The sequence below is a fragment of the Methylobacterium sp. Leaf99 genome (assembly GCF_001422375.1).
GTDB lineage: Bacteria > Pseudomonadota > Alphaproteobacteria > Rhizobiales > Beijerinckiaceae > Methylobacterium.
In genome coordinates this window covers 1,873,858-1,895,027 of record NZ_LMMU01000001.1, presented here as the reverse complement: position 1 = coordinate 1,895,027, position 21,170 = coordinate 1,873,858, and the positions used below count along the sequence as shown (strand labels likewise).

Annotated in this window: 22 protein-coding genes and 1 pseudogene; 19 read left to right on the top strand and 4 right to left on the bottom strand. The window is 72.7% G+C overall.

Features of this window, described 5'->3' with window-relative positions:
• Positions 1–298: 298 nt before the first annotated feature.
• Entirely contained in the window at positions 299–1,873 is a 1,575-nt protein-coding gene (locus tag ASF28_RS08735; RefSeq protein WP_056090274.1) for a recombinase family protein, read from the bottom strand.
• A 46-nt stretch (positions 1,874–1,919) separates the two neighbouring features.
• On the opposite strand from ASF28_RS08735, the pseudogene ASF28_RS08730 reads away from it, so the two are divergent.
• The 5 genes and pseudogenes from ASF28_RS08730 to ASF28_RS08710 form a co-directional block, all read left to right on the top strand.
• A pseudogene (locus ASF28_RS08730) lies at positions 1,920–2,297 on the top strand (phage portal protein); the annotation flags it as partial.
• A 192-nt stretch (positions 2,298–2,489) separates the two neighbouring features.
• The gene (locus ASF28_RS08725) at positions 2,490–3,026 is read left to right on the top strand and encodes an HK97 family phage prohead protease (protein ID WP_056090268.1); all 537 of its coding nucleotides are present in this window, start codon (positions 2,490–2,492) and stop codon (positions 3,024–3,026) included.
• Complete coding sequence (locus ASF28_RS08720; protein ID WP_056090266.1) at positions 3,023–4,291, top strand: phage major capsid protein; 1,269 nt, start codon at positions 3,023–3,025, stop codon at positions 4,289–4,291. The genes ASF28_RS08725 and ASF28_RS08720 overlap by 4 nt, the downstream gene beginning before the upstream one ends.
• 56 nt (positions 4,292–4,347) lie before the next feature.
• Positions 4,348–5,571: a hypothetical protein gene (locus ASF28_RS23090; RefSeq protein ID WP_157085411.1), complete on the top strand. Its 1,224-nt coding sequence runs from the start codon at positions 4,348–4,350 to the stop codon at positions 5,569–5,571.
• 1 nt (position 5,572) lies between these two features.
• Positions 5,573–5,818: a hypothetical protein gene (locus ASF28_RS08710; protein WP_056090259.1), complete on the top strand. Its 246-nt coding sequence runs from the start codon at positions 5,573–5,575 to the stop codon at positions 5,816–5,818.
• A 23-nt stretch (positions 5,819–5,841) separates the two neighbouring features.
• Here the strand turns inward: ASF28_RS08710 and ASF28_RS08705 are convergent, their stop codons facing one another.
• Both ASF28_RS08705 and ASF28_RS08700 read right to left on the bottom strand, forming a co-directional pair.
• Positions 5,842–6,729, bottom strand: coding sequence for a S1 family peptidase (locus tag ASF28_RS08705; protein WP_082476064.1), 888 nt, complete (start codon positions 6,727–6,729; stop codon positions 5,842–5,844).
• A 116-nt stretch (positions 6,730–6,845) separates the two neighbouring features.
• The gene (locus tag ASF28_RS08700) at positions 6,846–7,568 is read right to left on the bottom strand and encodes a S1 family peptidase (protein WP_056090257.1); all 723 of its coding nucleotides are present in this window, start codon (positions 7,566–7,568) and stop codon (positions 6,846–6,848) included.
• 32 nt (positions 7,569–7,600) lie between these two features.
• On the opposite strand from ASF28_RS08700, the gene ASF28_RS08695 reads away from it, so the two are divergent.
• From ASF28_RS08695 to ASF28_RS08650, 10 genes are all read left to right on the top strand, one after another.
• Positions 7,601–8,161: a head-tail connector protein gene (locus tag ASF28_RS08695; protein ID WP_056090254.1), complete on the top strand. Its 561-nt coding sequence runs from the start codon at positions 7,601–7,603 to the stop codon at positions 8,159–8,161.
• 14 nt (positions 8,162–8,175) lie between these two features.
• Positions 8,176–8,532, top strand: coding sequence for a phage head closure protein (locus ASF28_RS08690; RefSeq protein WP_056090251.1), 357 nt, complete (start codon positions 8,176–8,178; stop codon positions 8,530–8,532).
• Positions 8,529–9,026, top strand: coding sequence for a DUF3168 domain-containing protein (locus tag ASF28_RS08685; protein WP_082476063.1), 498 nt, complete (start codon positions 8,529–8,531; stop codon positions 9,024–9,026). The genes ASF28_RS08690 and ASF28_RS08685 overlap by 4 nt, the downstream gene beginning before the upstream one ends.
• 28 nt (positions 9,027–9,054) lie before the next feature.
• Positions 9,055–9,462, top strand: coding sequence for a phage major tail protein, TP901-1 family (locus ASF28_RS08680; protein WP_056090248.1), 408 nt, complete (start codon positions 9,055–9,057; stop codon positions 9,460–9,462).
• A 1-nt stretch (position 9,463) separates the two neighbouring features.
• Positions 9,464–9,802: a gene transfer agent family protein gene (locus ASF28_RS08675; protein WP_056090245.1), complete on the top strand. Its 339-nt coding sequence runs from the start codon at positions 9,464–9,466 to the stop codon at positions 9,800–9,802.
• The gene (locus tag ASF28_RS08670) at positions 9,799–10,041 is read left to right on the top strand and encodes a phage tail assembly chaperone (protein WP_056090243.1); all 243 of its coding nucleotides are present in this window, start codon (positions 9,799–9,801) and stop codon (positions 10,039–10,041) included. Before ASF28_RS08675 ends, ASF28_RS08670 begins: the two co-directional genes overlap by 4 nt.
• Entirely contained in the window at positions 10,041–10,616 is a 576-nt protein-coding gene (locus ASF28_RS08665; RefSeq protein WP_056090240.1) for a phage tail tape measure protein, read from the top strand. Before ASF28_RS08670 ends, ASF28_RS08665 begins: the two co-directional genes overlap by 1 nt.
• A gap of 318 nt (positions 10,617–10,934) precedes the next feature.
• Complete coding sequence (locus tag ASF28_RS08660; protein ID WP_056090237.1) at positions 10,935–11,570, top strand: DUF2460 domain-containing protein; 636 nt, start codon at positions 10,935–10,937, stop codon at positions 11,568–11,570.
• Between the two features lie 11 nt (positions 11,571–11,581).
• On the top strand, positions 11,582–12,475 hold the full coding sequence (locus ASF28_RS08655; RefSeq protein WP_056090233.1) for a DUF2163 domain-containing protein: 894 nt from the start codon (positions 11,582–11,584) through the stop codon (positions 12,473–12,475).
• 38 nt (positions 12,476–12,513) lie between these two features.
• Positions 12,514–12,978: an NlpC/P60 family protein gene (locus tag ASF28_RS08650; protein WP_443189718.1), complete on the top strand. Its 465-nt coding sequence runs from the start codon at positions 12,514–12,516 to the stop codon at positions 12,976–12,978.
• Here the strand turns inward: ASF28_RS08650 and ASF28_RS08645 are convergent.
• Positions 12,975–13,463: a MucR family transcriptional regulator gene (locus tag ASF28_RS08645; protein ID WP_082476062.1), complete on the bottom strand. Its 489-nt coding sequence runs from the start codon at positions 13,461–13,463 to the stop codon at positions 12,975–12,977. The genes ASF28_RS08650 and ASF28_RS08645 overlap by 4 nt on opposite strands.
• Positions 13,464–13,921: 458 nt before the next feature.
• Here ASF28_RS08645 and ASF28_RS08640 point away from each other — a divergent pair, with 458 nt between their 5' ends.
• From ASF28_RS08640 to ASF28_RS08625, 4 genes are all read left to right on the top strand, one after another.
• Positions 13,922–14,890 (top strand): helix-turn-helix domain-containing protein, encoded by a 969-nt coding sequence (locus tag ASF28_RS08640; RefSeq protein ID WP_056090229.1) that lies wholly within the window; start codon positions 13,922–13,924, stop codon positions 14,888–14,890.
• A gap of 133 nt (positions 14,891–15,023) precedes the next feature.
• On the top strand, positions 15,024–15,470 hold the full coding sequence (locus tag ASF28_RS08635) for a DMT family transporter (protein WP_056090226.1): 447 nt from the start codon (positions 15,024–15,026) through the stop codon (positions 15,468–15,470).
• A 31-nt stretch (positions 15,471–15,501) separates the two neighbouring features.
• On the top strand, positions 15,502–19,371 hold the full coding sequence (locus tag ASF28_RS08630) for a baseplate multidomain protein megatron (RefSeq protein WP_056090225.1): 3,870 nt from the start codon (positions 15,502–15,504) through the stop codon (positions 19,369–19,371).
• Positions 19,372–19,605: 234 nt separating this feature from the next.
• Entirely contained in the window at positions 19,606–21,168 is a 1,563-nt protein-coding gene (locus ASF28_RS08625) for a DUF2793 domain-containing protein (RefSeq protein ID WP_056090222.1), read from the top strand.
• The last annotated feature ends 2 nt before the right edge of the window (positions 21,169–21,170 follow it).

Here is a 21,170-nt window from a genome sequence, read left to right as displayed (position 1 = left end):
TGCTCCACTGTGACTACATTGTGCGCAGGGGTGCATACCTCTGCGACTGTGCAGTGATACCGCCACACAGTCTCCGTGGTCTCCTCAGACCGCCACAGCCTTCATCTTGTCTTCCAGCTCGCCCAACCACCGGAACAGGTTCCTGTCCAGGCGGTGCCGACCACTGTCCAGGACCACACAAAGGGCCGTCAGGGAGAGGAAGGTCTCTCGGTGGCCTTGACCCTGCCACTGGGTACGGATGTGTCCTCCAGGCGGTGGTGACGGCGCGCTCTGAAGGCTTCCGTGGACAACTGAAGAACTAGTCAACTGTCCCCAACGGTAGTGACCTTCGGACGGGATCGAAGAGAGGCCCCCAGCGAAGCCAGCTTGTGCTGCCGCTCTTCCAGACGAACTCAATCTGCCCTCTGGGTCTCCGGCGAGACGCCTCCCGGTCGAAGCGGATCACCGCACGATCAACGAGTTGCCGAAGCAACACGTTCGCTCGGCCCACGTTGACCACCCCTTTACCCGCTACGGCGGCTTCGAGATCATCGAGGCGCTTCGAGATGACTGGCTTTGCCGTGTCCCTCAAGTCTGCCGCAATCTGCTCTTGCCGCTTCGTCAACTCACTTAGTTCCACCTGCAGCCCGTCCAACTTGTCGATGAGGGGCACCAGAGGCTTTCTTGCGATGGCCTCCACCAAGCTCTCGATCTGCTCCCTCGTGACATCGATTTCGGTCTCCACCTGATTGTAGGCAGCCGTTAGTTGTTCATCGTGCGAGGGAGCCTCCAGGACGAAGCGGCCGATGTTCTCAACTAGCGCGTCCTCCAACACCACTTGCCTGACAGAACGGCTCTCACAGCCCTGACCGAGCTTCGAGCCCTGACACACGAAGACGTAGTAGAGCCCCTTCTCGGCGTTCCCCTTCCTCGCCCTGATCATCGGCCCACCACACTCCTCGCACTTGGCCAGTCCTGAGAAGATCGAAGCTGTTGCTGTGGGAGGAGCCTTGCCGACTGGCCTGTCGAGGGCCCTGACGGCCTCGAAGGTCTCGGGGCTGATGATTGCCGGGAAGTAGTCCTGGATCGGCTCCATGGGCACTCTCCGGCCCTCCACCATCCTGTGAGGCGTGAAGGTCCCGATGACAGCGGGGTTCTCCAGTACGCGCTTGACGTAGCTCCGATGCCAGAGCTTACCCCCCCCGAAAGCGGGCACGCCCTCCTTACCCAGGATCGACGTGATCGCGTGCTGGCCCTCTCCCTGCAGTGTCAGGTCGAAGACACGGCGGACCACATCGGCACGCTCTGGAACCACAACCAGCTTCTTACCGTCCCGCCGTAGCCACGCCGGCACCTGAGAGGTGATCGCCTCACCCTGGGCTGCCCTCTCCCGCTTCTTCAGCCAGTCGGCCTTGATGCGGCCTGACTTCGTCTCGCTCTCCTCTCGGGCTCGGATCAGTTCGATCAAGGAGATGAGCAGGTCTGTTGGGTTCGCCGTGACCGTCTCACGCGAGTAGACCCGTGGCGCTCCCTTCAACGTCACGAGGGTGATACCGGCGTTGATGATCATCAGGAACGTGCCTTGAGCGTCGAGGATCGCCTCTCGGGAGATGCGGTCCAAGCTCTCCACCAGAAGGTAGCTGCCCTCTGGAATGATCTCCTCGTCCACGAGATCGAGGAACGTGCGTAGAGCGCCCTTGCGTTTGTTGCGCCCTGAGAAGGCCGAGATGCCCCGGTCCTCGAACGTCAGCTCGGTGTCCAGATCAAGCCCGTTCGCGCGGGCGTAGTCCTCCGCCAGAGCCGTCTGGCGACGGAAGCTGTCGCCCTTCGCCTGCTCGGCGGTAGAGAAGCGGAGGTAGCTGTAGGCTCTGGGCTTTTTCACGGTCTCGGCCATCGTGGGTCCTCATGTCAGCAGCTTACATACGAGGTCCTACGTTCACAACTGGAAGCCCCTGGCCCTGTCGCCCAAGGACATGGATTTCGTGGAGGCGAAGAGCGGCGCCGCCCGCGAGATCGCCCTGGCCTTCGGCGTGCCGCCCCTGCTCCTGGGCCTGCCCGGCGACAACACCCACGCCAACTACGCCGAGGCCAACCGCGCTTTCTACCGCCAGACGGTGATTCCCCTCGTGCGCCGCACGGCCGAATCCCTCGCCCACTGGCTCGAACCCGCCTTCGGCCCCGCCCGGCTGGAACCCGACCTCGACGCCATCGAGGCCCTCGCGCCCGAGCGCGAGTCGTTGTGGCGCCGGGTGGGGGATGCGGATTTTTTGACGGATGCCGAGAAGCGGGCGGCGGTGGGTTACGGGGCGGCGGACTGAAGTCGCTCGCGACCCTCCCCCCTCTGCGGGGGAGGGTGCCTGCGGAGCAGGCGGGAGAGGGGCAGCGCGCCATCTCTGGATCAGGCGGTGCCCCCCTCTCCCGACCCGCATGCGCGGGCCACCCTCCCCCGCAAAGGGGGGAGGGACACGCGCACGAAGCGGCGAATTTCGTCTTGAACCCCGGAGCCCCCCATGGACGGCCATTTCACCGGCTATGCCAGCCTGTTCGGCGTGCCCGATCTCGGGCGGGACGTGGTGGCGTCGGGCGCCTTCGCCGCAAGCCTCGCCGCGCGCGGTGCCGCCGGCGTGCGCATGCTGTGGCAGCACGATCCGGCCGAGCCCGTCGGGCGCTGGCTGTCGCTCAATGAGGATGCGCGCGGCCTGCGCGTGGCGGGACAGCTGAACCTCGCCGTGCAGCGGGCGCGCGAACTGAATGCCCTCGTGAACGACGGCGCCCTCGACGGGCTCTCCATCGGGTTCCGCACCGTCCGGGCGGTCCCGGAGCGCGGCGGCCTGCGCCGGCTCCACAGCCTCGACCTGTGGGAGATCTCCCTCGTCACCTTCCCGCTCCAGCCCGGCGCCCGCATCGCGACGAAGGCCGTCCCGAGGCAAGCCGAGCCCCTGGCCCAGGCCCTCCACGCCTTCGCCCGGCGCGTCGCCCCGCCGCGCGCCCACCCCTTCACCCGGCCCGTCGCCGCCCCCTCCCCCCGCGCCCAGAGGCTCGCATGACCGTCCACACCCCCATCGAGACGAAATCCTTTCCCCTGGAGGACAAGGCCGCCGGCGGCGATCCGGCCGTGGCCCACGCCATGACCGACCTGCAGGGCGCCTTCGCGGCGTTCCGCGAGACCAACGACACGAGGCTCGCCGAGATCGAGGGCCGGCTCGGCGCCGACGTGCTGACGGAGGAGAAGCTCGCCCGCATCGACGCGGCCCTCGACACCGCCCGCACCCGCCTCGACCGCCTCACCCTCGACGGCCGCCGCGCGCCCCTCGGCGCCGGAGCGCCGCCCCGGGACGCGGCCGCCACGGAGCACAAGGCGGCCTTCGACCTCTACGTCCGCGCCGGCGAGAGCGGCGGCCTCAAGCGCCTGGAGGAGAAGGCCCTGTCGGCGGGTTCCGGCCCGGATGGCGGCTACCTCGTGCCCGCCACCGTCGAGCGCGACGTGCTGACCCGCCTCGCCCGCCTGTCGCCGATCCGGGCGCTGGCCACGATCCGCACCATCTCGGGCGGCCAGTACAAGCGCGCCGTCTCGGTCACCGAGGCGGTGTCGGGCTGGGTCGCCGAGGCCGCGCCCCGGCCGCAGACCGACGCGCCGACCCTGTCTGAGCTGAGCTTTCCGGCCATGGAGCTCTACGCCATGCCGGCCGCGACCCAGACGCTGCTCGACGACGCCGTCGTCGACATCGACGCCTGGCTCGCCGACGAGGTCGAGACGGCGTTCGCCGAGCAGGAGGGCACCGCCTTCGTCACCGGCAACGGGGTGAGCCGCCCGCGCGGCTTCCTCAGCTACGACACCGTCGCCAACGCCGCCTGGGTTCCGGGCAAGCTCGGCTTTGTCGCCACGGGGGCGGCCGGGGCGTTCCCCGCCGCCAACCCCGCCGACGTGCTGTTCGACCTCGTCTACGCCCTGCGCGCCGGCTACCGCCAGAACGCCGGCTTCGTCATGAACCGGCGCCTGCAGAGCACCATCCGCAAGATGAAGGATGCCGACGGCAACTACCTGTGGCAGCCGCCGCAGGCCGCCGACCGCAGCGCGACCCTGCTGGGATTCCCCGTGACGGAGGCCGAGGCCATGCCGGATGCCGGCGCCGGCAGCCTGTCCCTTGCCTTCGGCGACTTCCGCCGCGGCTACCTCGTCGTCGACCGCGCCGGCCTGCGGGTCCTGCGCGACCCCTACTCGGCGAAACCCTACGTGCTGTTCTACACCACGAAGCGCGTCGGCGGCGGGGTGCAGGACTTCGATGCGATCAAGCTGTTGAAGTTCGCCTGAGCCCCGTGTGCCCCCGGTCCTGGACGGGCCGGGGGCATCGTCCGGTCTGAAACCTGTTGATCCCGCGACACAACCTCCGGTTTATAACCCGCGCGACGGGATTTTCGGGAACCGAGGTCTTCCCCTGGGCCTTGAACTGTCTCAGAATCAACCTGAGGTTTTTTGGGGCGCATGAAATGAACTTGGACGGGGCAGAAAACGCCAAGGCCGACGTGTTCCGGCATGCCTTCCGCTATGGTGAGGTTCCGCGTGCGGCTCTGGATGAGGATGCCCTGCCGACCTTCGCGCCCCTGCCGGGCACGCAGGCGCACGCCGATATCCTGCACGCGCGGCGCGAAAGGACCTTCGATCCGAAGGAGAAGATCGCCGTCGGCATCCTGAGGAACCGGCCCGATCACGATCGGGGCGCGGCCCTGAAGGTCGGATTGTTCGTCCAGCACAAGAAGCTGCTCCATCATCCCGTCGTCGAAGCGGCGCAACGCATCGCGCGCGGCGAGATCGAGGTTCGCGTCACGGGTCGCGTCAGGCGCCGGGCCTCGGCGAACGCCAAGCCATGCCGCCCCCTGCGTATGGGACATTCCGTGGGCCATCACCGCATCACGGCGGGAACGATCGGCTGTTTCGGCATCGATCGCGACGGCGGCATCGGGATTCTTTCGAACAATCACGTGCTGGCCAATACCAACCGTGGCCGCGTGGGCGACATCATCCTGCAGCCGGGTCGTGCCGATGGTGGCCGGATGCAGGAGGCCGACCACCACGTCGCCAAGCTCCACGCCTTCGTGCCCATCGACTTCGACCCCACGGCGTCGAACCTCGTGGATTGCGCGTTCGCCCGGCTCGACGCGGGACGCGACTGCGATCCCCGCCGGATCGATCAGATCGTCCTCGGCGCCAACGGTTGGGACATCGGCGAGATCGAGGATCTCCTTCTGGAGCGGATGCCGGTGAAGAAGGTCGGCCGGACGACGGATTTCCGGGAAGGCTGGGTGGACGCGATCGACGTCGACAACGTCCGGGTCCAGATGATCAGCGGTGCCCGTGCGAAGTTCGCGATCTTCAACCGCCAGATCGCGATCGGCGGCACGGACGGACCTTTCTCGAAGGGCGGCGACAGCGGCGCGCTGATCTGCACGCATGACGGCCGGCCGGCGGCGCTTCTGTTTGCCGGAACCGAAACGGGGGGCCTCAACGGGCACGGCATCACGTATGCAAACCCGATCCGGACGGTCCTTGAAGCCCTCGAAATCGACCTCTACACTCAGCCGGCAGGAGCGTGACATGAGTGACCCGCGGGAGAAGCTGCGCGCATCGAGGCCGGCGGCGATGGCGGCCAAGGATGCGTTCGTATCCCAGTATGCGGCCGGTCGCCGTGACCGTGCCGTCGGCCTGGGCCTCAATCGACGCGGCGACGATTGGACCGTCAAGGTCTTTGCCGAGTCGGCGCTGGCGGCCCGGGAATTGCCGGACCATTTCGGCGAGTTCGACGTGGAAGTTCAGATCACCGGACCGGCCGCCACGTTCTAGGACGCAGGGGAGGGATTTGCCCCCTACCGCCGCCCCGGCCGCGCCATCCACTCCGTGCGGCCGCCGCGCGCTTCGCCCCCCTGCATCCGCCCCATCTCGGCGGCGCGCGAAGAGATCCAGCCCGTGTGCTCGGCCGTGGGGGTGACGGCGGTGAAGCCGCCGCAGGCCGTGCGGGCGCGCTTGTCCTGGCGCATGGCGCCGCTCGACCAGCTCACCACGCCGACGATCTGGTAGCCGCCGGGGCCGCCGCGCAGGATCGGGCCGCCGGAATCCCCCAGGCACGCCCCCGCCCCCGCCGTCTCGGCGAGGCGGCGGCGGTCGGTCACCACGGTGACGCGGTTGGCGACCTGGAGCGAGCCGATGGAGACGAGCTGGGCCTGGCGCAGGGTGCGGGCGGTGTTGCGCCGGTTCTCGGCCACCACGCCGAAGCCCGCGATCTCGACGGCGTCGCCGGTGTTGATGCCGCCGCCGCGCGGGTCGAGGGGCTGGAAATCGCCGCCGAGGGGCTCGGCCAGCTTGATCAGGGCGAGATCGATGCCCGGCTGATCCTCCGGCGTGGTGCCGGGGACGAAGTCGGGGTGCATGGACGCCGCCAGGGCGTTGATGCGGCGCGAGCGGAAGGCGCGGTCCACCACCACCACGCTGTAGCCGGCCTGGTGCATCACGCAATGGGCCGCCGTGAGCACGAGGTCGGCGGCGATGAGGGTGCCCGAGCAGATCTCGCCCTGGGTGCTCTCGATGCGCACCACGGAGGCGCGCAGGCCGTTGGGATCGCGCGACACCGCGCCGTTGATCACCGCGAGGGCGGGGGCGGGCAGGAGCGCGACCAGGGTCGCGACGGCAACGGCGGGCAGGACTTTCTTGCGGAGGGCGGTCGAATGAAGGGCCGTCTGGCGGAACGCGGTCGGCATCGTGTCTCTCCCGCGTCCCGGCCCCGTCGAGGGGCGTTCCGGACGGCACTGGTGGAAACCTATCCGAAGGGAATGGCCCGGCCAAGCTCCGGGTTCCGCTGGGACACGTCCGACCCTCACGGCCGGTCCCAGCGGGCGGCGAGGCCCCAGCCGGCCAGGGTCGCGTCGATCCAGGCGCGCTGCGGCCCGAGCAGGACGCCCTGGGTGAGGCCGCCGCAGGCCCCGCCGACCCAGGCCGCCACGGCGACGACGCCGGTCTCGCCCGTCACCGGTCCGCCGGAATCACCCTGGCAGGCACCGGAGCCCTTTGCGCCGCGCAGCCAGACGAGGATGCGGCTCGGCCCGTAGGGCTCGACCACGGGCACGCCGGCCCGCCGGTAGGTGCCGGTGCTGCGCGGGTCCCCCGGTTTCGCCACGCCGTAGCCGGAGACGGTCAGGGCCTCGCCGGCGCGCGGCATCGCCGCGCTCAGGATGGCGGGCGCGAACGGTGCCGGGAGGGGTGCCGCGAGGCGCACCAGGGCGAGGTCGATGGAGCGGCGGCGCCCGGCGACGGCGCCGGCATCGTAGCCGGGATGCACCGACGTGGCGGCGGGCTCGGCCAGGACCGGAGCCCCGGCGGCGTCCTTGTAGTGGACCCGGTGGACGAGGCGCGGCGCGAGGCAATGCCCGGCCGTGAGCACGGCGCCCGGCGCCACCACCACGCCGGTGCACACGCCGCCGTTCGAGGACAGCACCATCACGGCCCCGGACGCGTCGGGCGCCGGATCGCCGCCCACCACCGCGTGCGCCGGGCCGGCGACGCCCATGAGCACGGCGAAAAGCCCGACCGTCCGCGCCATCGGCGACCCATCCTGTCTTGAGGAGACCATTGATGATTCCGATACGCGTCGCGGGCCCCACCGTCGAGCCGGTGGGCCTCGCGGAGATGCGCGCCTACCTGCGCCTCGATTCCGATGCGGGCGGGGCCGAGGACGCCCTCATCGGCAGCCTCCTGGCCGCGGCCCGCGCCGGCATCGAGGCCGCGACCCGGCGCCTCCTGGCGCCCGGCCGCTACCGGATCATGCTCACGGCCTGGCCCACCGACGGGGTCCTCCCCCTGCCGCTCAGCCCCCTCGTCGCCGTGGAGCGGGCCGGCCTCGTCGATGCGCAGGGGGCGGTGACCGATCTCCCCGCCGGCCTCGTGCGCCTCGGCCCGGACCCGGTGGAGGCGCCGGACCTGCGCATCGATCCCGGTGCGCCCCCCCTCGATGCCCGCGCCGCCCTCGTGGAGGTCAGCGCCGGATACGGCGGCGACGGCCTCCCGGTTCCCCCCGCCCTCGCCCAGGCGATCCGCCTGCTCGCCGCCCACGGCTTCGAGCATCGCGGCGACACCGCCGCCCCGCCGCCCTCCGTCGCCGCCCTCGTCGAGCCCCTGCGCCGCCTGCGCCTCTGACTCCGGAGCCGATCATGCCCGATTCGAATCCGCGCGTGCCCATCGGCGCGCGCCGCCGCCGCTTCACCCTCGAACGGCCCGTGGAGGAGCCGGACGGGTTCGGCGGCGTGGTCCGCCGCTACGTCCCCGGCCCCCTCCTGTGGGGCGCCCTCGAGGCCCTCGGCGCCCCCGAACGGGTCCGGGGCGGGCGCCGCGACGCGGTGGAGACCCACCGGGTCCGCCTCGCCTACCGCGCCGACGTCACCCCCGCCATGCGGCTCGCCGCCGGCCCGCGCCGCTTCGCCATCCGGGCGGCGAGCGACCCCGACGGGCGGGGCCGCGAGCTCGTCTGCCGGGTCGAGGAACTGCTGGCCGGGGCGCGCGCGCCATGACGACCCTCGCCATCGAGACGACCCTTGCCGCCGAAACGACCCTTGCCGCCGAGCCGGCCGTGGTCGCCGATCCGGTCTCCGCGAGCCCGCTGCTCGCCCTGCGCGGGGCGATCCTCGCCCATCTCGCCGGGGATGCCACCCTCGCCCGCCTCATGGGCGGGTCCCTGCGCCTCCACGACGAGCCGCCGCGCGGGGCGGTGGCCGTCTACGGCGTGTTCGGCGACGCCGAGATCCGCGACGAATCCGTCGACGGCGCGAGGCGCCACGCCCACGGCCTGAGCCTCACCCTCTACGCCCGGCCGGGCTCGGCCCGCTCGGGCCTCGCGGCGGCCGAGCGCATGGCCGACCTCCTCGCCGACGCCCCCCTGGTGCTGCCCGGCCACCACCTCGTGACCCTGCGGGTCGCGCGGCTCGGTGCCACCCGCGACCCCGCCACCGGCGAGGCCCGCGCCACCCTCACCCTCCAGGCGGTCACCGAGCACCGCCCGGCCTGACCCGCCTCCAACGTTCCGGAGTCCGACCATGAGCGCACAACGCGGCAAGGACCTTCTCATCCGCGTGGCGAGCGGGGGCGGCTTCGTCGCCGTCGCCGGTCTGCGCGCCCGGCAGATCGCCTTCAACGCCGAGACCGTGGACGTGACCCACGCCGACTCCGCCGGGCGCTGGCGCGAGCTGCTCTCCGGAGCTGGCGTGCGCCGGGCCGCCATCGCCGGCGCCGGGGTGTTTCGCGACGAGGCCTCCGACGCGCGCCTGCGGCAGCTGTTCTTCGAGGGGACCATCGAGACGTTCCAGGTGGTGGTGCCGGCCTTCGGCACCCTCGAGGGGCCGTTCCAGATCACCAGCCTCGAATATCGCGGCGACCATGCCGGCGAGGTCACCTTCGACCTGGCGCTGGATTCCGCCGGCGCCCTCGCCTTCACGGCGGCCTGATATGGCCAACCGCCGACGCGGCGAGGTGCCCCTCGATCTCGGGGGGACCCGCTACACCCTCTGCTTCACCCTCGGGGCCCTCGCCGAACTCGAATCGGCCCTCGGCGCCCGCGACCTCACGGGGCTGGCCGAGCGCTTCGCCGGCGGGCACCTCGCCACCCGCGACCTCATCGCCCTGCTCGGCGCCGCGCTCCGCGGCGGCGGCCATGCCCTCGACGAGGCCGACGTGGCCGCCCTGCCCCTGGCCGGCGGCCTCGAGCCGATCACCGCGGCCCTGGGCGAGGCCCTGTCGGCCGCCTTCGGGGGGGCGCCGGCGGGAGGTCCGCCCGCAAACCCTTGAGCCCCACGGGCGGGACCGCGCCGGAGCCCGCCTCCGCCTTCCCGTGGGACGATGTCCTCGCCCTGGCGCTGGGCCGCCTCCTGTGGCGCCCGCGCGACCTCTGGCGCGCGACGCCGCGCGAACTGTTCGCCGCCGCCGGCCTGTCCGCCCGGGCGCCGGCCCCCGGCCGGGCCGACCTCGACCGGCTGCTCGCGGCCCATCCCGATGTCCCACCATCCTGTGATCCTGGGAGCCTGTGATGCCAGAGACCGAGACCGACCGCGCCCAGGCCGCCCGCGAAAAGCAGCTCCACACCCTCGACCGGCTGGCGAAAGGCTTCGGCCAGAGCCTGACCCAGGCCCTGGGCGGCCCCCTCGGCGCCGGGCGCCAGCTCGACGGCCTCCTCGGCACCCTCACGACCAAACTCTCGAGCCTCGCCCTCAAGGCGGCCCTCGCCCCGGTCAAGACCGGCATCACCGGCCTGGTGAAGGGCGCCCTCAGCGCCGGCCTCAGTGGCACCGAGACCTTCGCCCGGGGCGGGGTGGTCGCGCGGGGACGGGTGCAGCCGTTCGCGGCCGGCGGCATCGTCGCCGCCCCCACCTACTTTCCCATGCGGGGCGGCCACGGCCTCATGGGCGAGGCCGGGCCGGAGGCGATCCTGCCCCTGAAGCGCGGCAGCGACGGCCGCCTCGGGGTCGCGGCCGGCGCCGAGGCCCGGGGACCGAGCGTCACCGTCCACATCACCACCCCCGACATCGCCGGCTTCCGCCGCTCCGAAGCCCAGGTCGCCGCCGGCCTCGCCCGCGCCGTGGCGCGGGGACGGCGGGGATTGTGAGGCGGTTTTTCGCCCGTCGGGTTCGGCCGCCGGCCCACGCGATGATGGCGCGGGTCCTCCTCTCCCCGCCTGCGGGGAGAGGGCCGCAGGCACCCCGTCGTGCCTGCGGCGAGCGAGAGGCGAAGCCGAAGCGAGGGTGAGGGGGCGAATCCGAACCAGGCTCCTCCGGAATCGCCCCCTCACCCTCGGCTGCCGCCTCGTTCGAGACCCGGCAAGGGGTCTCGAACCCTCTCCCCGCAAGCGGGGCGAGGGAATGTGCACGCCCCTCCGCGAGACGTCCGGAACAGCGATTCCCTTTTTCGCACCCAGGAGCCGCCCATGGGCGCCGATTTCCACGAGGTCCGCTTTCCCCTCGACGTCGCCCTGCGCGGCAGCGGGGGGCCGGGGCGGATGACCGAGATCGTCACCCTGGCGTCGGGGCGCGAGCACCGCAACAGCCGCTGGGCCGATTCGCGCCGGCGCTACGATGCCGGCCTCGGCATCCGCACCCTGGACGCCCTCCACGCCGTGCTGGCGTTCTTCGAGGAGCGGCGCGGGCGCCTCTACGGGTTCCGCTACCGCGACCGGGTCGATGCCCGCTCCGGCCCGCCCTCGCGCCCGGTCGCGGCCACGGACCAGGCCATCGGCACCGGCGACGGGGCGACGCGGAGCTTCCAGCTCGCCAAGACCTACGGCAGCGGCCCCCTGCCCTACCGCCGGACCATCGCCAAGCCCGTGGCCGAGAGCGTGACCGTGGCGGTGGCCGGTCTCGCCCTGCCGCCCGCCGGCTTCGCCTGCGACGGCACGACGGGCCGCGTCACCCTCGCGGCGGCCCCGCCGGCGGGGGCGATGGTGACCGCGGGCTTCCTGTTCGACGTGCCGGTCCGCTTCGACACCGACGACCTCACCGTCGACCTCTCGGCCTTCACGGCGGGCGAGATCCCCAAGGTGCCCCTCGTCGAGATCGTCCCATAGGAGGGTTCTCCATGCGCGACCTGCCCCAAAGCCTCGCCGACCATCTCGCCGGCGGCGCCACCACCCTGTGCCATTGCTGGGCGCTGACCCGCCGCGACGGCGCGCGCTTCGGCTTCACCGACCACGACCGCGACCTCACCCTGGCGGGTGTCCCCTACGCGGCCCGCTCCGGCCTGGAGGCGGCGGAGGCCAGCGCCGAACTCGGCTTCGCCGTCGGCGGCGGCGAGGTGGCGGGCGCGCTCACCGCCCTCGGGATCACCGATGCAGACGTCGCCGGCGGCCTCTACGACGGGGCCGGCGTCGAGACCTGGCTCGTGGACTGGACCGACCCCGAGACCCGCCTGCTCCTCGATGTCGGCACCCTCGGCGAGGTGCGCCGGGCGGGCGGGGCCTTCGTCGCCGAGCTGCGCGGCCTGATGGACCGCCTCGACGTGCCCACCGGCCGGACCTACCGCGCCACCTGCTCGGCCGATCTCGGCGACGGACGCTGCCGCGTCGACCGCGACCGGCCGGCGTTCCGCACCACCGGCACCGTCGTGGCCGTCCCGGAACCCGGCACCCTGCGGGTCGCCCTGGCGGCTTCGTTCGCGCCGGGCTGGTTCACCGGCGGTCGCCTCGCCTGGACCGGCGGCGCCCAGGCCGGGCACGCCGCCGACATCCGCGACCACGGCGCCGATCCGGCGGGCCCGCGCCTCGCCCTGTGGCAGGCCCCGTCCCGCCCGGTGGAGCCCGGCGACGGCTTCACGGTCACCGCCGGCTGCGACAAGCGCTTTTCCACCTGCGGGCGGAAATTCGCCAACGCGCTCAACTTCCAGGGATTCCCGCACATGCCCGGCAACGACTTCGTGGTGCGCCACGCGCCGAATTCCGGCCCCGGCCTCGACGGCGGCAGCCTGTTCCGATGATGTTTTTGGAGTCCGACCGGATCTCGCGGGACACGATCTTGCAGGACAGGATCGTGGCTTCGGCCCGGGCCTGGATCGGCACGCCCTACCGCCATCAGGCCTCGGTGAAGGGGGTCGGCTGCGACTGCCTCGGCCTCGTGCGCGGGGTCTGGCGCGACTGCCTCGGCCCCGAGCCCGAGGCGGCCCCGCCCTACGCCGCCTCCTGGGCGGAATCGGCCGCCCCCGGCACCGACCCCCTGGCCGAGGCCGCCGGGCGCCACCTCGTGCCGGTGCCGCTGGACGGCGGCCGAGCCGGCGACGTCCTGCTGTTTTCCTTCCGCGCCCACCTGCCGGCCCGCCACTGCGCGGTGGCCACGGGTGCGGCCACGATGATCCACGCCCATGACGGCGCGGCCGTCACAGAAGTGGCCCTCACCCGCTGGTGGCGGCGGCATTGCACGCACGTGTTCCGGTTTCCGCAGGGCCCCGGCTCCGGCCGGAGGATGACCGGCGCGACGTCCTAGGCCGCGGCGGACTTCCGCACGGCCTGCGACCGCGGAACGGTCCGATCCGGTGTCTGGCGCGCATGGCGGTCCTTGGTGCCGAACCCGCTGGCGATCGCCAGGGCGGAGCGGTTGGCTGCGTAGGACGGGGCGACCATGGGATAGTCCATCGGCAGCCCGAAGCGCTCCCGATAGGTATCCGGGTCCAGGCCGTGCTTGGTGAGATGACGCTTCAGGGTCTTGTACGACTTGCCGTCGATGAAGCTGACGAGTCCGTCCGGCGTGATCGACTTGCGGATCTGGGCCGGCTTGAGCTTCTCGAACTTGTCCTCGGACGCGTCCCCCCGGGCGTCGCGATCCCCCAGATCCATCAGGGCCACGCAGACGTTCCGGATCAGAACCGGAAGTTCGGCCGCCTGGATGGCGTTGTTCGACAGGTAGGCCGAGACGACCTTTTCCGTGAGATCAATACAGGCGCCGGTCGCGGCGGGCCGATGGTCAGTCATGGTGGGGTCCAGTGTGTACGAGCGAGGAGTGTTGAAGGTCCGGCCGATCCGATGAGGTCCCATCGGGACTCCGCAACGGCGCCGGTCGTTACGGTTCCGGCCCGGCATTCCATGAAAACATCCGGTAACGGATGCTGTCCTGCATTCGCCCGGAAAGATCATGGATTGACGGGATTACCGTTTCGGGCGGATCACCGATGACGGACGGCACTTATATTGAAAGACTAACATTTGTTTTTTCCAGAGATATGTCCGCCGGCAATCCAAGACTTGAGATCTTTTCATGCGTCTATTCATCCACAATCGGCGGATTGACGAACCGGACCAAGCCTCTGATTTACAGATTTTATAGACCGAAATGGATTTGGTTTTTTGCACGAAGACGCGGATTGTTTTGCCTATCATGCGCAAGTGAGACATTGCGGCGGCACCAAACAATTGGCGGGGGCACGAAACGATTGCGCACGTTGCTGTCGACGGCATCGGTCCAGAAAAAGGATGCGTTTCGCGTGTGGCGCGAAACGATCTACGATCGGTTGTCCCCCCTCGAGATCACGAAGATTGGCGACCGGCCTTTCGAAGGAGCCATCGAGGCTGCGGATCTCGGGTCCATGCTGGTCACCCGCGTGTCCTCGGGCGCGACGCGGACCCGCCTCACGGCCGACGCGCTCCGGCGCAGCGACAAGGACGCGACGGTCACCGTCGCGATCATGCTCTCGGGCGTCTCGACCTTCACCCGCGACGATCGGGAGGCGGTCCAACGGCCCGGCGACATCGTCGTCCTCGATCGCAGGCCGGGCTCGACCCAGTCGAGCGACGACAGCCGGGCGCTCTTCCTCGAGATTCCCGCGCACCGGCTGGAATCGATGCTCGGCTCGGCGCGCCAGTTCGCGGCCCTGAACATCGCATCGGATCAGGCCAGCGCGTCCCTGGTCCGGACGTTCTTCGACGAACTGGTCCAGATCCACCAACAGCTCGATCCCGAGACCGCCGCGCGGATGTCCTCCATCGGCATCGACCTCCTCGTCGCCAGCATCGCCGAGCGCATGGCGCGGGACGTTCCGACGGGGGTGGACGGCAATCTCGTGGTCCAGCGGGCCAAGGCCTACATCGAGACCAACCTGCACGATCCGACCCTCGATCCCCCCCACCTCGCGGCGGCGGTCGGCGTCTCCCTGCGGCGGCTCCAGGAGCTGTTCCACGCCCGCGGCCGGCACGTCTCCGACTGGATCTGGGGCCGGCGGCTCGACGTGGCGGCCCTGCGCCTGACCGATCCCGGATGCGGCCACCTCGCCATCGGCCTGCTCGCGCACGGATGCGGTTTCTCCAGCCAGGCGCATTTCTCCCGCCGGTTCAGGGACCGCTTCGGGATGACGCCGAGCGAGTATCGCCACGCGGCGAGGCTGGCCGCCGCATCGGCGCCGTGAGGACGCAGTGATCCCGGCGCGCGGCGAGGGCCCTGTCCCGCCCGACGAAGGACCCGGACATTTGACGGCCCGATCGCGCGATGGTTGTCACGGCGGGCCGCCCCGGGGCGGCGATTCCCCGCGAGGTCCGCCGATGCTGAACGTCCTGCTCCCCGCGATGCTCGCCGCCCTGGCGGGCGTCGCCATCGTGATCCAGCAGGGGCTGAACGCGAGCCTGCGCGTCGCCCTGGCCTCGACCGCCTGGGCGGGGGTCGCGAGCTACTGCGCCGGCCTCGCCTGCATGGGCGTGCTGGCGCTGGCGCTCCGCGATCCGCTGCCGGCCTGGAGCGCGCTCGCCCGCGTGCCGTGGTGGGCCTGGAGCGGCGGGGCCTTCGGCGCCCTGTTCATCGGCCTCGGCATCGTCCTCGTGCCGGTTCTGGGGGCCGGGACCTTCATGGCCCTGCTCGTCGCCGGGCAGATGCTCGCCTCCGCGGCCTTCGACCATTTCGGCTGGATGGGCCTCGCCCAGCGCCCCATCGACGGCCCGCGCTGCCTCGGCGTCGCCCTCCTCATCGGCGGGGTGATCCTGATCCGGCGCTGACGCCTTACCCCTCCCGACGCCGGAGCCCGCCATGGCCACGCTGATCCTGCAAACCGCCGGAGCGGCGGCCGGTACGGCGTTCGGCGGCCCCATCGGGGCCATCGTCGGCGGGGCCCTCGGCGCCGCGGCGGGCTCGGGGATCGACGGGGCCCTGTTCGGCGGCGGCTCCGGCCCCCGCATCGTCGAGGGGCCGCGCCTCACGGAGGTGGCGGGCCTGACCTCGACGGAGGGCGATCCGATCCCCCGGCTCTACGGCCGCGCCCGCCTCGGCGGCACCCTGATCTGGGCGACACGCCCCCTGGAGGTCGCCAACACCCGCGTCGAGCGGGCGGGCGCGGGCGCCAAGGGCGGCGGCGGCCAGAAGACCGTGCGCACGGCCTACGCCTACTCCGTCGACCTCGCCATCGGCCTGTGCGAGGGCCCGGTGGCGCAGGTGCGCCGGATCTGGGCCGACGGGCGCGAACTCGACCTCACCACCCTGACCTGGCGCCTGCACCGGGGCGAGGTCGACCAGGCGCCCGACCCGCTCATCGTCGCCAAGGAGGGCACCGCCCCGGCCTATCGCGGCCTCGCCTATATCGTGTTCGAGCGCCTCGCCCTCGCCGAGTTCGGCAACCGCGTGCCGCAATTCGCCTTCGAGGTGCTGCGGCCCGTGGCGGGACTCGCCGACCGGGTGCGGGCCGTGTGCCTGATCCCCGGCTCGACGGAGTTCGACCTCGACCCCGCCCCCGTCACCGAGGCGGCCGGCTACGGCGTGAGCCGGCCCGCCAACCGCTTCCAGCTCCAGGGCGTCACCGACGTGATCGCGTCCCTCGACGCCCTCCAGGCCCTGTGCCCGAACCTCAAACGGGTCTCCGTGGTGGCGAGCTGGTTCGGCGACGACCTGCGCGCCGGGCATTGCACGGTGGCGCCGAAGGTCGACGGCGCCACCAAGGTGACGACGGGCGATGCCTGGCGCGTCGCCGGCCTGACCCGGGCGGGGGCCGGCCTCGTCTCGACCACGCCCGACGGCCACCCGGCCTATGGCGGCACCCCGTCGGATGCCGGCCTCGGCCGCCTGGTGTCCGACCTCCACCGGCGGGGTCTTGGCGTGGTGCTCTACCCGTTCCTGATGATGGATGTGGCGCAGGGCAACACCCTGCCGGACCCCCGCGACCCGTCCGCCCGAGGCCAGCCGCCCTATCCCTGGCGCGGGCGCATCACCTGCGATCCCGCCCCCGGTGTCCCGGGGAGCCCGGACGGCACGGCCGCCGCCGCCGCCCAGGTCGCGGCATTTTTCGCGCAATATCGCCGCCTCGTCCTGCACTACGCGGACCTTGCCGCCGGCTGGGCCGTGCCGCTTGCCGGCTTCCTCGTCGGCTCCGAATGCGTCGGCCTCACCCGCGTGCGAGGCGAAGGCGACACCTACCCGGCCGTGGACGGTTTCCGGGCCCTCGCCCACGCGGTCCGCGACCGCCTCGGACCGGCGATCCCCCTCGTCTACGCCGCCGACTGGACCGAGTACGGCGCCCACGTGCGCGACGGCGGCGCCACCTTGCGGTTCCCCCTCGATGCCCTGTTCGCCGATCCGGCGATCCACGCGGTCGGCATCGACTATTACCCGCCCATCACCGACTGGCGCGACGGGCCGGATCACGCCGACCTGGCGGAAGCCGATTCGCCCTACGACCCCGCCCATCTCAAGGCCCGGCTCGGGGCGGGCGAGGCCTTCGACTGGTACTATGCGGGCGACGCCGACCGAGCGGCGCAGGTCCGCACGCCGATCACCGACGGCGCCCACGGCAAGCCGTGGGTGTTCCGGGCCAAGGACCTCGTCGGCTGGTGGGGCAACCCGCACTGGGAGCGGGACGGCGGCGTCGAGACCCGCAGGACCGCCTGGGTTCCGGAGGGAAAGCCGATCTGGCTCACGGAGATCGGCGTGCCGGCCGTGGACAAGGGCACCAACGGCCCCAACGTGTTCCCCGACCCGAAATCCGCCGAGAGCGCGGCGCCGCCCTTCTCCACCGGCACCCGCGACGACCTCATCCAGGCCCGCGGCCTCACCGCCATCCTGGAGCGGTTCGATCCGAGTGCCCCCGGCTTCGTGCCCGCCCATAACCCGGTCTCGGCCCTCTACGGCGGCCGGATGGTGCCGGCGGACCACGTCTTCGTCTGGTGCTGGGACGCGCGGCCCTACCCGGCGTTTCCGGACTTCGACACCGTGTGGGCGGATGCCGGCAACTGGTCCGTGGGCCACTGGATCACCGGCCGGATCGAGGGCCTCGAACTCGACCGGCTGATCGCCGCGATCCTGGCCGATTGCGGCGTCGCCGTGCCGGCGCGGATCGGGTGCGCGGCGCAGCTCGACGGCTACGTCCTCGACCGGCCGCTCTCGGCGCGGGCCGCCCTCGAACCCCTGGCCCGGCTCTACGGCCTCGACGTCTCGGCTTTGGCCGGCACCCTCACGGTTCGGGGGCCCCGCCCGGAAGCGCCGCGGCCGATTCCAGCCGGGGACCTCGTGGCCGCCTCCGACGCGGCGCCCCTCGCCCTGGTCCGGGCCGAGGAATCGGAACTGCCGCGGTCCCTCGAGGTGACCGTGACCGATGCCGAGGGCGGGGCCTATCGCCGGATCACCGCCGCCGCCCTCCGCCCCACGGGCGCGCGGCGGCGCGAGGCCCGGTTCGAGGCCGCCGTGGTGACGCGGCGGACCCAGGCCGAGGCCCTGGCGGAAGCCATGCTCGACGCCGACCTCGCCGCCCGTGACACGGCGACGTTCTCCTTGAGCCCGCGCCGGATCGACCTCGAACCCGGCGACCTCCTGCGCCTTCCGGGCGAGGCGGTCCCGCACCGCATCGTCCGCATCGCCGACGGCCCCGCCGGGCGCCGGATCGAGACCCGCGCCGTGCCCCGGCACGGCCGGGCCCCCCGGGCGGGGGAGCGTCCCGATGCGGCCCCGCGCCGGGCGCCGCCGGCCCTGCCCGGGCCGCCCTTCGCCGCCATCCTCGATCTGCCCCTCGATGCCGGCAGCCCGACGCCGCTCCAGGTCCTGGCCGTGCGGGCCGAGCCGTGGCCCGGCGAGATCGCCGTGTGGCGGGCCGAGGAGGACGGCCCCCTGGCGCTGCACACCCTCGTCGACCACCCGGCCTGCCTCGGGCAGACCCTGACGCCCCTCGGCGCCGGCCCGCTCTGGCGCTTCGACCGGGCGGCCCGCCTCGAGGTTCGCCTCGGGCCGGCCGGGGGCCTCGCCTCCGTCTCCGAGGCGGCGGCGCTGACCGGCGCCAACCGCTTCGCCCTGGTCGGGGCGGATGGCCAGATCGAGATCGTCGCGGCGGCGGGGGTGACGCTGGTGGGCGCCGACACCTACCGCCTCACCCGCCTCCTCCGGGGTCTCGCCGGCAGCGAGGGAGCGGCCGCCCGCACCCTGCCGGCCGGAGCCCTGATCGTGCGCCTCGACGAGGCCGTCATCCCCCTCGTCACCCGCCTCGACGAGGTCGGCCGCCCGTTCCGCTACCGCATCGGCCCGGCCACCCGCGACCCGGCCGACCCCCTCTTCGTCGCGCGCATCGCCACCGCCGGCCTCGCCCCCTACCGGCCCCTGGCCCCGGTCCACCTCCGGGCCCGGCGCGAGGGGCCGGGCGTTCGCCTGACCTGGACCCGCCGGGTCCGGCGCGACGGCGACGCCTGGGAGCCGGCCGACGTGCCGCCCGACCCCATGGTCCAGGGCTACCGCGTCGACATCCACGGCCCCGGCGGAGCGGTCCTGCGCAGCCTCGCGGCGACGGAGCCCTCCGCCCTCTACGCCGACGAGGCCGCCGATTTCGGCACGCTCCAGGTGACCCTCGAGGCCAGCGTCGTCCCCCTGGGCACCCTCACCGGACCGGGGCCGACCCTGCGGGCGCGGGTGCCCATCCGCGCGGCGTGACGCCCCTTCGGAGAGATGCCGGCCCCTTCCCCGGACGGGCGCAGCGCAGCGGAGCCCGATCCGGGGCCCAGCACACGGTGCCGCGAAGCGCCCGAATGTCCGTGCCGTTCGGATCGCGCCGCTGACGCGGCCTTTCGCGCTGGGTCCCGGATCACCTTCCGCTGCGCTCCAGGCGTCCGGGAAAGGCCTCCGACGCGCGTCCGACACCGTCCCTCTTCACCCCGGAGGCCGCCCATGGCGCAGACCACCCCGCACCTCGCCCTGCCGCTCCTCGCGGGGGGCCAGGCCGGCAAGCACGTCACCCACAACGAGGCGCTCCTCGCCCTCGACGCCCTCGTCCACCTCGCCTGCCGCGGCAAGGATCTCGTCGCACCGCCCGCCAATCCGGCGGAGGGCGACCGCTACCTCGTGGCGGCGCCGAACCCGACGGGGGCGTGGGCGGGATTCACCGGGCGGATCGCGGTGTTCGGCGACGGCGTCTGGACCGGGCTCGTGCCCCGGCCCGGCTGGCTCGCCTACGTGGCCGACGCGGACGCGTTCCACCGCTTCGACGGCACGGGCTGGCGCCCCCTCCTCGACGGCGTCCGGGCCCTGCGCAACCTCACCGCCCTCGGCCTCGGCACCGAGGCGGAGGCCGGCACGCCGTTCTCGGCCAGGCTCGACCGCGCCCTGTGGAGCGCCCGCGCGCCGGCGGAGGGCGGCAGCGGCAGCCTCGCCGTGGTTCTCAACAAGACGGCGTCGGCCGACGCCGCGGCGCTCCTGTTCCAGGCCGCGTTCTCGGGCCGGGCCGAATTGGGGCTTTTGGGCGAGGATGCCATCGGCCTGAAAGTCTCGCCGGACGGCACGGCGTGGCACGGCGCGTGGCGGGCCGATCCGGCCACGGGCCATCTCGGCCTCGGCGCCCTGGCCGCCCCCGGCGCCCCGGCGGCGCGGGCGCCCCTGCACGTGGCGCGGGACGGCGCGGGGCCGGCCCTGTGCCTCGACGCCTACGGCGCCGGGCCGGCGGGAAACCTCATCGAGACCCGCATCGGCCGGGGCAGCCGACAGGCCCCCGCCCCGGTCCGGGCCGGGGATGGCCTCTTCGGCCTTTCCGGCGGCGGGTTTCACGCGGGCGGCCCCGCCGAGGGACGCCTGACCCTGCGGGGCGTGGCCGAGGAGGATTTTCTGGCCGACGCCCAGGGAACGGGAATCGTGGTCGAGACCACGGATCTCGGCGGCACCGCCCCCCGCCCGGTGGTGAAGCTGCGGGCCAACGGCGCCCTCGAACTCGTGGCCCGCGCCAGCGTGCCGGGTGCCGGCACGGCGCCGGGGCAGATCGTGTTCGACAGCACCGCGGGCGCCTTCCGGGGCTGCGGCGGCGCCACGTGGTCGCGCCTTAGCAACCTCGCCCGCTTCCGGGCCACGACGAGCTTCGACAACTACGTCGGCGCCGGCGCCTGGACACGGATCGGCTTCAACACCGGGGTCCTCAACGACCAGGGCCTGTTCCGCGCCGCCGACGGCGCCTTCGTCGTCCCCGAGGCGGGGACCTACACCCTCGCGGCGGGCCTCGCGTTCAAGCGCAACGGCGCCAATGCGCCGGCCTCCCTGCAGGCCCGCTTCCACCGCAACGGCGTCGCCGTGGAGGGGACCCGCCGCGGCGTCGCCGCCCCCGTCGACGGCGTCTCGACGGTGAGCCTGTTCGCCGTGGTGGCCCTGGCGGCCGGCGACGCGATCACGGTCCACGCCCTGTTCACGGGCACCGACGGCTACGTCGCCGCCGCCGACAGCGACTTTTCGGGCGTCGGTCTCGCGTGAGG

Coding starts and splice junctions, on each gene's coding strand:
- ASF28_RS08735 (WP_056090274.1), bottom strand. CDS start 1,873: ATGGCCGAGACCGTGAAAAAGCCCAGAGCCTACAGCTACCTCCGCTTC.
- ASF28_RS08725 (WP_056090268.1), top strand. CDS start 2,490: ATGGACGGCCATTTCACCGGCTATGCCAGCCTGTTCGGCGTGCCCGAT.
- ASF28_RS08720 (WP_056090266.1), top strand. CDS start 3,023: ATGACCGTCCACACCCCCATCGAGACGAAATCCTTTCCCCTGGAGGAC.
- ASF28_RS08710 (WP_056090259.1), top strand. CDS start 5,573: ATGAGTGACCCGCGGGAGAAGCTGCGCGCATCGAGGCCGGCGGCGATG.
- ASF28_RS08705 (WP_082476064.1), bottom strand. CDS start 6,729: ATGCCGACCGCGTTCCGCCAGACGGCCCTTCATTCGACCGCCCTCCGC.
- ASF28_RS08700 (WP_056090257.1), bottom strand. CDS start 7,568: ATGGCGCGGACGGTCGGGCTTTTCGCCGTGCTCATGGGCGTCGCCGGC.
- ASF28_RS08695 (WP_056090254.1), top strand. CDS start 7,601: ATGATTCCGATACGCGTCGCGGGCCCCACCGTCGAGCCGGTGGGCCTC.
- ASF28_RS08690 (WP_056090251.1), top strand. CDS start 8,176: ATGCCCGATTCGAATCCGCGCGTGCCCATCGGCGCGCGCCGCCGCCGC.
- ASF28_RS08685 (WP_082476063.1), top strand. CDS start 8,529: ATGACGACCCTCGCCATCGAGACGACCCTTGCCGCCGAAACGACCCTT.
- ASF28_RS08680 (WP_056090248.1), top strand. CDS start 9,055: ATGAGCGCACAACGCGGCAAGGACCTTCTCATCCGCGTGGCGAGCGGG.
- ASF28_RS08675 (WP_056090245.1), top strand. CDS start 9,464: ATGGCCAACCGCCGACGCGGCGAGGTGCCCCTCGATCTCGGGGGGACC.
- ASF28_RS08665 (WP_056090240.1), top strand. CDS start 10,041: ATGCCAGAGACCGAGACCGACCGCGCCCAGGCCGCCCGCGAAAAGCAG.
- ASF28_RS08660 (WP_056090237.1), top strand. CDS start 10,935: ATGGGCGCCGATTTCCACGAGGTCCGCTTTCCCCTCGACGTCGCCCTG.
- ASF28_RS08655 (WP_056090233.1), top strand. CDS start 11,582: ATGCGCGACCTGCCCCAAAGCCTCGCCGACCATCTCGCCGGCGGCGCC.
- ASF28_RS08645 (WP_082476062.1), bottom strand. CDS start 13,463: ATGACTGACCATCGGCCCGCCGCGACCGGCGCCTGTATTGATCTCACG.
- ASF28_RS08635 (WP_056090226.1), top strand. CDS start 15,024: ATGCTGAACGTCCTGCTCCCCGCGATGCTCGCCGCCCTGGCGGGCGTC.
- ASF28_RS08630 (WP_056090225.1), top strand. CDS start 15,502: ATGGCCACGCTGATCCTGCAAACCGCCGGAGCGGCGGCCGGTACGGCG.
- ASF28_RS08625 (WP_056090222.1), top strand. CDS start 19,606: ATGGCGCAGACCACCCCGCACCTCGCCCTGCCGCTCCTCGCGGGGGGC.